This is a genomic window from Bacillus sp. DNRA2, assembly GCF_012843265.1.
In the GTDB taxonomy this organism is placed as follows: Bacteria; Bacillota; Bacilli; order Bacillales; family Cytobacillaceae; genus Bacillus_BU.
The window spans coordinates 84,372-96,823 of record NZ_JABAIT010000003.1; the positions used below are offsets into that span (position 1 = coordinate 84,372).

General features: G+C 40.9%; 17 protein-coding genes. 16 read left to right on the forward strand and 1 reads right to left on the reverse strand.

Annotated features, from left to right (window positions below; all coding sequences use genetic code 11):
• Positions 1-11: 11 nt before the first annotated feature.
• The 16 genes from ftsY to ylqF all read left to right on the forward strand — a co-directional run bounded on the left by ftsY (position 12) and on the right by ylqF (position 11,223).
• Positions 12-1,001, forward strand: a complete 990-nt coding sequence (gene ftsY, locus HHO41_RS04180; RefSeq protein ID WP_169095791.1) for a signal recognition particle-docking protein FtsY — start codon at positions 12-14, stop codon at positions 999-1,001.
• A gap of 186 nt (positions 1,002-1,187) precedes the next feature.
• Positions 1,188-1,517 carry an aminotransferase yhxA gene (locus HHO41_RS04185; RefSeq protein ID WP_169095793.1) on the forward strand — a complete coding sequence of 110 codons (330 nt, stop codon included), beginning with the start codon at positions 1,188-1,190 and terminating at the stop codon, positions 1,515-1,517.
• Between the two features lie 23 nt (positions 1,518-1,540).
• On the forward strand, positions 1,541-1,939 hold the full coding sequence (locus HHO41_RS04190; RefSeq protein ID WP_169095795.1) for a DUF350 domain-containing protein: 399 nt from the start codon (positions 1,541-1,543) through the stop codon (positions 1,937-1,939).
• Between the two features lie 23 nt (positions 1,940-1,962).
• Complete coding sequence (locus HHO41_RS04195; RefSeq protein ID WP_169095797.1) at positions 1,963-2,418, forward strand: RNA helicase; 456 nt, start codon at positions 1,963-1,965, stop codon at positions 2,416-2,418.
• Between the two features lie 13 nt (positions 2,419-2,431).
• Positions 2,432-3,661, forward strand: coding sequence for a glutathionylspermidine synthase family protein (locus tag HHO41_RS04200; protein WP_169095799.1), 1,230 nt, complete (start codon positions 2,432-2,434; stop codon positions 3,659-3,661).
• A gap of 23 nt (positions 3,662-3,684) precedes the next feature.
• Complete coding sequence (locus HHO41_RS04205; protein WP_169095801.1) at positions 3,685-4,716, forward strand: ion channel; 1,032 nt, start codon at positions 3,685-3,687, stop codon at positions 4,714-4,716.
• Between the two features lie 96 nt (positions 4,717-4,812).
• The gene (locus tag HHO41_RS04210) at positions 4,813-5,145 is read left to right on the forward strand and encodes a putative DNA-binding protein (RefSeq protein WP_169095803.1); all 333 of its coding nucleotides are present in this window, start codon (positions 4,813-4,815) and stop codon (positions 5,143-5,145) included.
• A 15-nt stretch (positions 5,146-5,160) separates the two neighbouring features.
• Positions 5,161-6,516: a signal recognition particle protein gene (gene ffh, locus HHO41_RS04215; RefSeq protein WP_169095805.1), complete on the forward strand. Its 1,356-nt coding sequence runs from the start codon at positions 5,161-5,163 to the stop codon at positions 6,514-6,516.
• Between the two features lie 106 nt (positions 6,517-6,622).
• On the forward strand, positions 6,623-6,895 hold the full coding sequence (rpsP, locus tag HHO41_RS04220; RefSeq protein WP_169095807.1) for a 30S ribosomal protein S16: 273 nt from the start codon (positions 6,623-6,625) through the stop codon (positions 6,893-6,895).
• A gap of 12 nt (positions 6,896-6,907) precedes the next feature.
• Positions 6,908-7,138, forward strand: coding sequence for a KH domain-containing protein (locus HHO41_RS04225; protein ID WP_169095809.1), 231 nt, complete (start codon positions 6,908-6,910; stop codon positions 7,136-7,138).
• Positions 7,139-7,369: 231 nt separating this feature from the next.
• Positions 7,370-7,762, forward strand: a complete 393-nt coding sequence (locus tag HHO41_RS04230) for a YlqD family protein (protein WP_169095811.1) — start codon at positions 7,370-7,372, stop codon at positions 7,760-7,762.
• A gap of 8 nt (positions 7,763-7,770) precedes the next feature.
• Positions 7,771-8,292, forward strand: coding sequence for a ribosome maturation factor RimM (gene rimM, locus HHO41_RS04235; protein ID WP_169095813.1), 522 nt, complete (start codon positions 7,771-7,773; stop codon positions 8,290-8,292).
• On the forward strand, positions 8,292-9,041 hold the full coding sequence (gene trmD / locus HHO41_RS04240; protein WP_169096065.1) for a tRNA (guanosine(37)-N1)-methyltransferase TrmD: 750 nt from the start codon (positions 8,292-8,294) through the stop codon (positions 9,039-9,041). The genes rimM and trmD overlap by 1 nt, the downstream gene beginning before the upstream one ends.
• A gap of 134 nt (positions 9,042-9,175) precedes the next feature.
• Entirely contained in the window at positions 9,176-9,520 is a 345-nt protein-coding gene (rplS, locus tag HHO41_RS04245) for a 50S ribosomal protein L19 (protein WP_169095815.1), read from the forward strand.
• Between the two features lie 163 nt (positions 9,521-9,683).
• Positions 9,684-10,235: a signal peptidase I gene (lepB, locus tag HHO41_RS04250; RefSeq protein ID WP_169095817.1), complete on the forward strand. Its 552-nt coding sequence runs from the start codon at positions 9,684-9,686 to the stop codon at positions 10,233-10,235.
• A gap of 73 nt (positions 10,236-10,308) precedes the next feature.
• On the forward strand, positions 10,309-11,223 hold the full coding sequence (gene ylqF / locus HHO41_RS04255) for a ribosome biogenesis GTPase YlqF (protein WP_169095819.1): 915 nt from the start codon (positions 10,309-10,311) through the stop codon (positions 11,221-11,223).
• 195 nt (positions 11,224-11,418) lie between these two features.
• On the opposite strand, the gene HHO41_RS04260 is transcribed toward ylqF, so the two are convergent.
• Positions 11,419-12,390: a nuclease-related domain-containing protein gene (locus tag HHO41_RS04260; protein ID WP_169095821.1), complete on the reverse strand. Its 972-nt coding sequence runs from the start codon at positions 12,388-12,390 to the stop codon at positions 11,419-11,421.
• Positions 12,391-12,452: the final 62 nt, after the last annotated feature.

A 12,452-nucleotide genomic window follows, 5' to 3' on the forward strand; every position in this document is an offset into this window, starting at 1 on the left:
GAAGTGAGAAGATGAGTTTTTTTAAAAAATTAAAAGATAAGATTTCTCAGCAAGCGGATACGGTAACAGAAAAGTTTAAGCAAGGCTTAACGAAAACCCGTGATAATTTCTCCGGAAAAGTAAATGATCTTGTGGCCCGCTATCGCAAGGTTGATGAGGATTTCTTCGAAGAGCTTGAAGAAATTCTGATTGGAGCCGATGTTGGCTTTGATACCGTCATGGAGCTTATTGACGAATTGAAAATGGAAGTAAAACGGAAAAACATCCAGGACCCAAAGGAAGTTCAAGATGTTATTTCTGAAAAATTGGTCGATATCTATCAAGGCGGAAGCTCAGATGCTTCTTCTGATTTGAATATCCAGGAGCAAGGCTTGACGGTCATTCTATTCGTAGGTGTTAACGGCGTTGGTAAAACGACAACGATCGGTAAGATTGGTCATAAATTCAAATCGGAAGGTAAAACCGTGCTAATGGCAGCAGGAGATACATTCCGGGCCGGTGCGATTGAACAACTAGAGGTGTGGGGCGAACGCGTTGGCGTTGAGGTGATTAAACAGGGAGCCGGTTCAGACCCCGCCGCTGTAATGTATGATGCCATTCAAGCAGCGAAAGCACGTAACGCCGATATCCTTCTTTGTGATACGGCAGGTCGTCTTCAAAACAAGGTAAATTTGATGAAGGAACTTGAAAAGGTTAAGCGGGTGATTGAACGGGAAATTCCTGGTGCACCGCATGAGGTTTTACTTGTACTAGATGCAACTACTGGGCAAAATGCAATGATTCAAGCAAAAACGTTCAAGGAAGCAACCAATGTAAGCGGGATTGTATTAACGAAGCTTGATGGGACTGCCAAGGGTGGTATCGTTCTTGCGATTCGAAACGAACTAGACATTCCAGTTAAATTCGTAGGACTTGGTGAAAAAATGGACGACCTTCAGGAATTTGACGCAGAGAAATACGTATACGGTTTATTTGCTGAACAAATTGAAGAAGAAGCTTGAAGGTGACATGATAATATCAAGACTGCATGAGGGGTGTTCTCAGCAGTCTTTTTTATTGGAGAGAAACCAATCGTATTGAAAGGATGAAAACTAACAAATTATTAATATTTTTGTAAAATTTTAGTAATCAATAAATTCTAATCATGATAAAATAGTGAAGGATAAATGTTAGGAAGGAGGATGCATATGAAGAAAACAAAAAGAATAATGGCGGGTATTTCTACAACGGCACTTGCTTTTGGCCTTTCCGGCTGTGGAAATGATGATTTACCACCGGTTCCAGATGATACTGCTTGTAACGATTGGGAATGGGATAGCGATGATGGTGTCTGGGAATGTGACGAATATGAATCATCATATTATGGTCACTATTACTATGGTGGTTCATACTATTCATCAAAATCGTCTCTATACAAAAATAAAGGTTATTCTAGTTACAAAAAAAGTAGTTCCTTCAAAGGTGGAGGCAAGGCGAGCAGCGGTTTTGGTAGTGGTTCGAAAAGCTTTGGAGGTTAAACTTCGAGAAAAGAGGTATGATAATGGATTTATACATTAATTTTGCATTGTATTTGTTAGTCTCACTTGGGTTACTAGTGGTCGGGATCTTTCTTTTTGAGATTACAACAACCAAGGTAAAGGAATTTCAATTAATTGCTGAGAAAAATTTGACTGCAGCCCTGTCCTTAGGAGGAAAACTTTTAGGTTTAGCGGTTGTCCTTGGTTCAGCAGCAGAAAACTCAGTATCATTAGTCGATATGGCAATTTGGGGTGGTGTTGGGATTGTCGCCCAAATCATTTTCTTTATTTTAGCCGAAGTTTTGACGATTCGCTTCAGCATCGAAAATGCAATTAAGGAAGATAACCGAGCAGTTGGATTTATGCTATTCTCACTAGCAATCGCTGTTGGCTGGGTTGTCGCGAAGTGTTTAACGTACTAATCGTTAGTATGGAGGTGTAATCATTGCGTATACTTACTTATTTTATTGATCGTGGTAATGGCGATTATGAGCCGTTTTATGAATACCATCGTTCCGACGTTGGTGAGGATGAATTTTACGCCCGGCAATTGTGTACATATTTCATTATGAAAGGACTTCAATACCAATTGACCTCAAATGAAATGAAGGGTGAGGAAGAAATTCTTGTTTTAGAAGAAATGGGTTCTAATCACCGCCTGTCTGATGAACAAGATTATCATGGCAAGGGGCTGCATGTGGAGTTTCGCAGTTCTCTTCCAGAAGAGAATTACCGGCTACTCCATGTCCGCCCGTGTGAATCCCACTTTGAGGTCATTCGTTATCTGCTCAAGGATGTGGTCGATATTCCATTTGTTGGTCAGGTTTATACGACTTCAACTGAAATTGATGAGGACAGAGGCGTATATGTGGTCTACGTAAAGGAAATCGAGGCCGACTAAAAGGAGAATTTCGATGAAGCCTTCAACCTACCAGAACAATCGTCAACAATTTTACAGTAGGGTGGAAAAGTTTTGGCCGGATCTTTATGGTGAGGAATATGCTTTATATGATGTATTTCGCACCAACCAAAATTTTGTTTCTAAAGTTCATGAAGCCACCAATCGAATTGGTCAAATTTTTTTCAAAACGGCAAAACTGCTTCGTGTGGCTGATGATGACATCCTACTTGAAATGGGTTTCCCTCGGGAAACTCTCTCTTTTGTTCGGCTTTTGTCTCCTGCAGCTGCAAGCGTGATTGCTAGACTGGACCTTGTTCAAAGCGGCGACAGCTTTAAATGTCTTGAAATAAACGCCGATACCCCTACCTTTATCAAAGAAATATTTTCAATAAATGAATTGATTTGTAAAGATTTTGCCGTTAAGAACCCGAATGCTGGGATGGAAAATCGCTTAGCTAATGCGATTCAGTCTAGTATTAGTACGGTGTTAGGCGATAAATATCCAGCTCATCTCGTGTTTACGGCACATGATGACCATTTAGAAGACTTTAATACAGCACGTTATCTTCAGGAGCTATGTCAACTACCATCTCGGTTTGTTCCACTTAATCAATTGCAAATCATTAAAGGTGATGGTCTTTATGATGAACTTGGAAATAAGATTGATCTGCTTTATCGGCAAACCTTCCCAATTGAAAATTTAATCGAGGATCAAGATGACGAGGGAAATCCTATCGGAGTTTGGCTTTTGGATTTGGTTGCAGAGGGCAAGCTTAAGCTGATTAATCCTCCGTCTGCATTTTTATTACAAAATAAAGCAGTTCAAGCAGTAATCTGGGGTTTGCATCAGGAAAGAAATGATTTTTTTACTCCCATGGAGCATGAGTGGATTGCACAGCATTTTTTGCCGACATACTTAGAGCCAGACTATTTTCTTCTTAATGGTCAAGCTTTCGTAAAAAAGCCTAGCTTTGGTCGTGAAGGCGATACGGTTGAGATATATGATGGCACTGGCCATTTGCAAATGGCGGACAAGCAAACGTCATATACTGGATACACGCCGATATTTCAACAACATATAGAGCTCCCTACCGTTTCCTTTGCTTCAGAAAAAGGGCAGCAAACAGGGCATTGGATCATCGGAAGCTTTTTAGTGAATGGTCGACCTGGAGGTATTGGTTTACGAGTTGGGAATGCCATTACGGACAATTTATCTTACTTTTTACCGATTGGAATCCAGTAAAACGCGAGTAACGGAGGGTTACAATGTGGCTTTTACACAAGATATTTTCCAAGCTTAGTAAGGTTCCTTTAAAAAAATTGGTAGGGCTAACAATTTTAGTCATTTTGGTTTGTAGCTTTATCATCAAGAGCGTTGAACCAGAGACATTCCCAAGCTATTTTGATGCGCTGTGGTGGACGATGACAACGATTGTAACGGTTGGCTATGGTGATTTTTATCCAACAAGCTTTTTCGGCCGGCTGTTTACGATGCTGATTTTGTATACAATCGGCATTGGAGCGATGGGGCTGATCATCGGGAAGATTTTTGAAAGCTTTAGCTTATATCGTAAGCTCAAGGAGGAAGGTAAATTGAAATTTTCCGGGTCTGGTCATTACATATTAATTGGTTCTTCAAAGGAAAAAATGCAAAATGTGCTTGAGGAAATTTGCTGTACGGAGCAAAAGGCCGAAATAGTCATTATCGACAATGCTGATAAATGTCCCATTGACCATGACCGCGTTCATTTTATTAGTGGCGATCCCGCGGATGAATCGGTGCTGCTCAAAGCAAATATTCTTGAATCGAAATCCGTCTCCGTTTTTACGGATGAGCGAATCGAACTTTCGGAGTTTGCTGATGGAAAAACGCTCCTGATTGCCTCAAGGGTGGAGGCCATCTCGAAGCATTATCAAAAAAGTATTTATACGATCGTGGAAATTATGAAGGAGCATCATATTTCTCTATTTGAATACGCTAAAGTTGATGAATTTGTGCTAGCGAAGGAATCAGTGTCCAGATTAATGGCCCAGGCTGCTATTTATCCTGGTTCTAGCCGCCTATTTAAAAAATTGCTTAGTAATGCTGATGAAGAAAATATCTATGAAATATATAAAAAGCCGCATTGGAAAACGTATAAAGAGGCTGCGATGGAGTTATTTGATTTAGGGGCAACGCTTATATCCGATGGAAGCAATTTGGATATTGCCCGCAGATCAAACGAGCCGATTGCTGAAAATGCAAAAATGTTCATCATCTGTAATAAAGAAACGTATGAAAAGGTAAAAGATTGCTAGATTGTCACATGAAAAAACAGGCGTATCTTGACACAATACGTCGTTTTTGTGTAAACTACGATGTAAAGGCTTTTCACTTAACAAGGGGGAACGGCGATGCTTGAAAAAACAACACGCATGAATTACTTGTACGACTTTTATCAATCGTTGTTAACGCCAAAGCAGCGCAGCTATATGTCCCTATATTATTTAGATGATTTTTCCCTTGGAGAAATTGCTGAAGAGTATGACGTAAGCCGGCAGGCAGTGTATGATAACATTAAGCGAACGGAAGCAATGCTTGAAGAATACGAGGAAAAACTCGCCTTGTTCAAGAAATTCCAAGAACGCAATCAACTACTTGCTCAGGTTAAAGAACTGCTTACGAATGACGCTCCGTCTAAACAGGAGTTACTTGAAGCAATTGCCGATATTGAAAAATTAGATTAGGGGGCGGCAAAAGGAATGGCATTTGAAGGATTAGCCGACCGACTGCAAAATACGATCCAAAAAATTCGTGGTAAGGGTAAGGTTTCTGAAGCGGATGTAAAGGAAATGATGCGCGAAGTTCGTCTTGCCCTATTAGAGGCAGACGTTAACTTTAAAGTAGTAAAAGAATTTGTTAAAAAGGTTAGTGAGCGTGCTCAAGGACAGGAAGTACTGAAAAGCCTGACACCAGGGCAACAGGTTATTAAAGTCGTTAAAGAGGAATTAACCGAGCTAATGGGCGGTGAGCAAAGTAAGATTGCCGTTGCCAATCGTCCACCAACAGTCATTTTAATGGTTGGTTTGCAAGGTGCTGGTAAAACGACAACAACCGGGAAACTTGCCAATTTGTTACGCAAGAAATACAATCGTAAACCGATGCTGGTAGCAGCTGATATTTACCGTCCCGCAGCGATAAAGCAGCTTGAAACGCTAGGTAAACAATTAAATATGCCAGTTTTCTCACTGGGTGATCAAGTGAGCCCGGTTGAAATTGCTAGACAAGCCATTGCTAAGGCTAAGGAAGAGCACCATGATTACGTGCTTATTGATACTGCTGGTCGCTTACATATCGATGAAAATCTGATGGATGAGCTGAAGCAAATCAAAGAGTTATCAAAACCTGATGAAATCTTCCTCGTTGTTGATGCGATGACGGGTCAAGATGCTGTCAATGTAGCGCAAAGCTTTAATGATACACTTGGTTTGACGGGTGTTGTGTTAACGAAGCTTGATGGTGATACTCGTGGTGGTGCTGCCCTTTCAATCCGTTCTGTAACAAATACGCCAATTAAATTTGTTGGTCTTGGTGAGAAAATGGATGCGCTGGAGGCGTTCCATCCAGAGCGGATGGCCTCACGGATTCTTGGTATGGGTGATGTATTAACCCTAATCGAGAAGGCCCAAGCAAGTGTTGACGAGGAAAAGGCGAAAGAGCTAGAGCAAAAAATGCGAACGGCATCCTTTACATTGGACGATTTCCTTGATCAGCTTGGTCAAGTTCGTAATCTTGGTCCGCTTGAGGATATTTTAAAAATGTTACCAGGCGCCAATAAAATTAAAGGTTTAAACAACGTACAAATTGATGAAAAACAAATTTCTCATGTCGAAGCGATTATTCAGTCGATGACGAAGGCAGAAAAAATTAACCCTGAAATCATTAATGCAAATCGCAAAAAGCGGATTGCCAAAGGGAGCGGGACATCGGTTCCAGATGTTAATCGCCTATTGAAGCAATTTGAAGACATGAAGAAAATGATGAAGCAAATGACAAATATGCAGCAAAAAGGGAAGAAAAAGGGTGGCTTTAAGCTTCCATTCAACCCATTTGGATAAGATTAGCTAGCCAATTTTTAGGTGTTAAGAAAAAACACTTTACAAACTTTTTATTCATTGGTAATATAATATCTTGTGTGAAACTATTCGGAGGTGCTTTTTTAAAATGGCAGTAAAAATTCGTTTAAAACGTATGGGAGCAAAAAAATCTCCTTTCTATCGTGTTGTAGTAGCAGATTCTCGTTCACCACGTGATGGACGTTACATTGAAGTAGTTGGAACTTACAACCCAGTTGCAAATCCAGCGATCGTTGATATCAATGAAGAATTAGCTCTTAAATGGTTACAAACAGGCGCGAAGCCATCTGATACAGTTCGTAACCTTTTCTCTAACCAAGGCATTATGGAAAAATTCCATAATGTTAAGAACAGCAAGTAATTCGAGATTCTTATGAAACAACTAATTGAAACGATCGTTAAGCCCCTTGTTGATTTTCCGGACGACGTCACCGTTGATGTCATTGAAGAGGATCAGCGCGTAACCTATAAGCTTTCAGTTAACAAAACCGATATGGGGAAGGTAATTGGAAAGCAGGGGCGCGTTGCGAAGGCAATTAGAACAGTAGTCTATGCAGCAGGATCATCACAACAGAAGAAGATTTTTTTAGAAATCTCAGAATAAGGAGGGGCTCACCCTCCTTTTTTCGTATGGAAAAAAAGAAAAGCGGAAGCGGCTCGCACAGGGGCGACAGGCACAAGACGAGCTGGCCTGAAGGTTGTTTTTTACCTTCTGGACAGATTGGCTTGTGACCCCGAGCCCCTAGCCGCTGGAGCTAGACAGGTTAATTGCCCGCGGAAAGCGAGCGTCTGAAGCGTAAATCAACAATTTATCTTGGGGAGGAATAACCTTGCGATGAAATTGCTGCAAACAGTTGTGGTTAAACAAATTTTAACAGAACAAAGCAAGCATGAACTATTTGAAAAATATCAATCCAAAAAGCTCCAGCTCCAAAAAGAATGCGACCAACTCCGTTTTGAAATGAAAAAGCTCGAAAAAACGAAAAAATTTCAGCCAACCAGCCTGATTCAGCATTTCGACAAAGAAATCCAGGCTCGCCAAGAAAAAATCAAGTTAGCTGATTTTCAAATCGAACAACTACATAACCTACCAATAGGAAGCGAATTAAAGGAACGCGAAGTCCAAGCGCTGGTTGACATAAATGTCGGAGAGCGGTGGGATGATTTTCTTGCCGGCTCGACCATCATCGTAAAAGATGGCATGGTAACGGAAATTAGAGAGAGGTGAACACAAACATGGAAAAATGGTTTAATGTTGGTAAAATCGTAAATACGCACGGGATTAAAGGTGAGCTCCGGATTGTTTCAAAGACAGATTTTGCGGAAGAACGCTATAAACCAGGCAACCGCTTGTTTTTATTTTTGGATGGAACTAAGGATCCATTAGAATTGACGGTGAAAACACATCGAACTCATAAAAATTTTGACTTATTGGTGTTCGAAGGTTATGAAAACGTCAACGAAGTGGAAAAGTTTAAAAATGGTGTTTTAAAGGTACCAGAAAATCAGCTAGGTGCATTAGATGAAGGTGAATTTTATTTTCATGAAATCGTTGGATGCCTTGTTTTCACAGTGGATGGCGTTGAAATTGGTAAGGTGACCGAAATATTAACGCCTGGAGCCAATGATGTCTGGGTAATTAAACCGAAAAATGGCGGTCGTGATATATTAATTCCGTATATTGAACAGATTGTTAAAAAGGTCGACGTCAAAGAGAAAATCATTTTGATTCAGCCGATGGAAGGGCTCCTGTCATGATGAAAATCGATGTTCTCACGCTTTTTCCGGAAATGTTCTCCGGCGTGTTCTCCCAATCGATTTTAAAAAAGGCAGCTGATAGTGGTGCTGTTACCTACAATCCAGTGAATTTTCGCCAGTACTCAGATAACAAACATCAGACTGTCGATGATTATCCTTACGGGGGCGGAGCTGGAATGGTTTTGAAGCCACAGCCAATTTTTGATGCGGTGACAGATCTGACCAAGGCTGACGACGCGGAGCATCCGTGTAAGCCTCGGGTTATTTTGCTCTGTCCACAAGGGGAACGTTTTCATCAAAAAAAAGCGGAGGAGCTCGCAAAAGAAGAGCATTTAATCTTTATTTGCGGTCATTACGAGGGCTATGATGAACGAATTCGCGAGCATATAATCACAGACGAAATATCGATTGGAGATTATGTTCTTACCGGGGGAGAGCTTGGGGCAATGGTGATCATTGATAGTGTGGTCAGGTTGCTTCCTGGTGTGCTTGGGAACGAAGAATCCCATCAGCAGGATTCATTCAGCACAGGCTATCTTGAACATCCACATTATACAAGGCCGGCAGACTTCCGTGGTTTGAAGGTCCCAGAGGTGTTAATGTCTGGGAATCACCGATTAATTGAAGAGTGGCGCAGGAAGGAATCGCTGCGAAGAACCTACTTGCGAAGACCTGATTTGCTAGAGGATATTGAGCTGACAGACGAGCAGCAAAAATGGTTAGCAGAGTTTAAAAAACAGCAGGAATAACTATTGCGAATGGGCACTATTTGTGATAAGATATCTTTTGTGACTTGGACTGTAAAGTCTATTGTCTTGATAACGATGTTCCGCTGCATCATTTAGAAGGAGTGCAAGAGCATCTGTGGGAGGAGTTGAATACGATGCAAGCATTAATCAATGAAATTACTAAAGAACAACTTCGTTCTGATCTTCCAGCGTTCCGTCCTGGTGATACTGTACGTGTACACGTAAAAGTTATCGAGGGAACTCGTGAGCGTGTTCAGATCTTTGAAGGTGTTGTAATTAAGCGTCGTGGTGGTGGAATCAGCGAAACTTTTACAGTTCGTAAGATTTCTTACGGTGTAGGCGTTGAGCGTACATTCCCTGTACACACACCAAAAATTGCGAAGCTTGAAGTTCTACGTCGCGGTAAAGTACGCCGTGCGAAACTTTACTACTTACGTGAATTACGTGGTAAAAAAGCTCGTATTAAAGAAATTCGTTAATAGCAAGAATCGGGGGCTTGGGATTTTTCAAGCCCCTATTTTTGTCAGTAAATGATAGAAAAAAATTAACAAAAAAATTGCTTCCCATCGTGTTAATTGTTGCTAACTTATGTAAAATAAATATGTACTGATACTTTTTTGTTGGAGATTGGTGGGGAAACGAATGACTAAGAAGAAAAACGAACTTTGGGAATGGACAAAGGCTTTAGTAATCGCAGTAATTTTAGCAGCTATTATTCGTACATTTTTGTTTGCACCGATTGTAGTGGATGGATTATCGATGATGCCGACTCTTCATAATCAGGATCGGATGATTGTTAATAAATTCAGCTATAAAATTGGTGACCCTAAACGATTTGATATTATCGTTTTTCATGCTCCAGAAGGTAAGGATTACATCAAACGTGTAATCGGATTACCTGGTGATGAGATTGAATATAAAGATGACACTCTTTATGTAAACGGGAAAGCTTATCAAGAGCCCTATCTGGCAGAATATAAAAAGGCCGTGATTGATGGACCACTTACTGAGCCATTTACATTGCAAGAAAAAATCGGTAAAACCAAGGTGCCTGCGGGTGAGCTTTTTGTTATGGGTGACAATCGCCGCTATAGTAAGGATTCCCGTCACATTGGTACGATTCCGATGGAAAAAGTGCTTGGAAAAACGAACATCCTTTATTGGCCAGTTAAAGACATGCAACTTGTGGACTAGATTAAGGACGAGACCGAGCCGTTTTGTGGCAAGCCCATTCTAGAATTATTTTTAAAAAAGGGGTGACATAGGTATGACGATTCAATGGTTCCCCGGACATATGGCGAAAGCTCGCCGTGAAGTTACCGAAAAGCTGAAGCTTGTCGATATTATTTTTGAGCTTGTTGATGCGAGGATTCCTTTCTCATCAAGAAATCCAATGATTGACGAGATTATTCAACACAAACCAAGACTCGTGTTATTAAATAAAGCAGATATGGCCGACAAAGACATCACCAATCAATGGATTCAATACTTTAAAGATCAAGGTGTTGCGGCGTTGGCGATCAATTCTCAAGCTGGCCTAGGCATGAAAGAAATCGTAGCCGAGGCTAAAAAGCTTTTGAATGAAAAATTTGAACGGATGAAGGCGAAGGGAGTTAGACCCCGCGCAATCCGCGCTATGATTGTCGGCATTCCTAATGCAGGGAAGTCCACCTTGATTAACCGTTTAGCGAAAAAAAATATCGCGAAGACGGGAAACACACCTGGTGTGACGAAGGCTCAGCAATGGATTAAGGTTGGTAAAGAATTAGAACTGCTGGATACACCGGGGATTCTTTGGCCTAAATTCGACGATCAAGAGGTTGGTCTAAAGCTGGCCGTAACAGGTGCAATTAAAGATACTTTGTTAAATATGCACGACCTTGCCCATTTCGCCTTGCGCTATTTGGAACGAGAATATCCAGATCGGCTTAAGGAACGATTTAAGCTTGTCGATGTTCCGGAAGAAACGGTTGAGCTGTTCGATGTAGTCGGACGTAATCGCGGCTGTTTGGCTGGTGGAGGCTTGGTAGATTACGATAAGGTGTCAGAGCTTGTTATCCGTGAGCTACGGACAGAAAAGTTGGGACGATTATCGTTTGAAAAACCGAGCGACCTGGAGAAACAGGCGGAAGCTGATGCAGCGTCGAAACAAACTAGTGAATTAGAACCAAATTTCGAGTAAAATCGAGATTTGGTTCTTTTTTTGGGCGGGATTGCAGGCTGAGTAGGTGAGTAAGTTTGTCGAATTTGGTCGAAATTCGGATAAATGGCCCAAATCGTCGGATAAACTGCAAAAATCGTCGGACAAACACTCCGAAAAGTCGGACAAACATCCCAAAATGGCGGACAAACACCAAAATTCGTCGGATAAAAATTTTCACTCCTGAAGAATGTCCCAATTAAGTTGATAGATTCTCGTCTTTTTTGGACCAGTACTTGGTAAATTCAAGGAAATTAGTTTTTTATAGGAAAGACCCATTGATGGGAAATGTAAAAACTCACAAAACTGTTGATTGGTAATCGAAGGGCCATGCAATAAGTAATAATCACGAAGAGCTTTCACATGAGCGCGATTGGATTCGCAGCGACATTTAGGACAAATCCACTTGCCGCGGTGATAAATACAGCCAAGAAACAGACATATAGGACAATGGACACCACTCTTAAGTTCAGACCGAGAAATGTTATAGATTTTTTCAAGATCATAGACGGGGTCAGTATGTTTTGCTAATAATAGATCGATGAGTTGGCGGCATTGTTCAGGGCTAAGCACATTAGGAGCATTAGCATATTGATTCGTCAGACCTTCAATGCGCCCGATAACGCTTCGTCCGCGGCAGACACGAAATAGGGTTGCTGGATCCTCTACAGACTGAATTAGGCAGTTATTATTAGTTAAAACAACTAAATATTCAATTGGAACAGAAGGGAATTGATGTGTTAACAGCCAATTCTGCATATCGCGAGCATGAAGTTTTCCCTGAAGAATTGGGTTTTCATAAGCAATCTCAGCATTTTGAATTAATTGATCGAAGTGCTGGTCAAAGTCTAATTTTCCAGCAAAGTTTTTCGAATCTACTAAAATGATGGTATTCATAGTCAATAGGAATGAATCAAGCTGGAAGAATGAATGACCGTTATGTAGGCGAAGGTCTTGGAGAATTTGATAGTAGTTTTGGGGAAGTTGCTCCAGATAATAATCGAGTTTTCGCTCTCCAGCATAGCCTGCTTCGTGCCTGTTAATGCTGTCGAGAATCATCGGGACCTTTGGATGATTGGCTGGGATTCTGCCGAGAATGGCTTCATTAAAGAGAAGAATTCGCGGTTTTGATCTTGGTTTATGTATCATAATCGTCCTCCTTTTTCCTAATATAACAAATTCAATAATAAATAAAATTTCCCTCCTTTTTT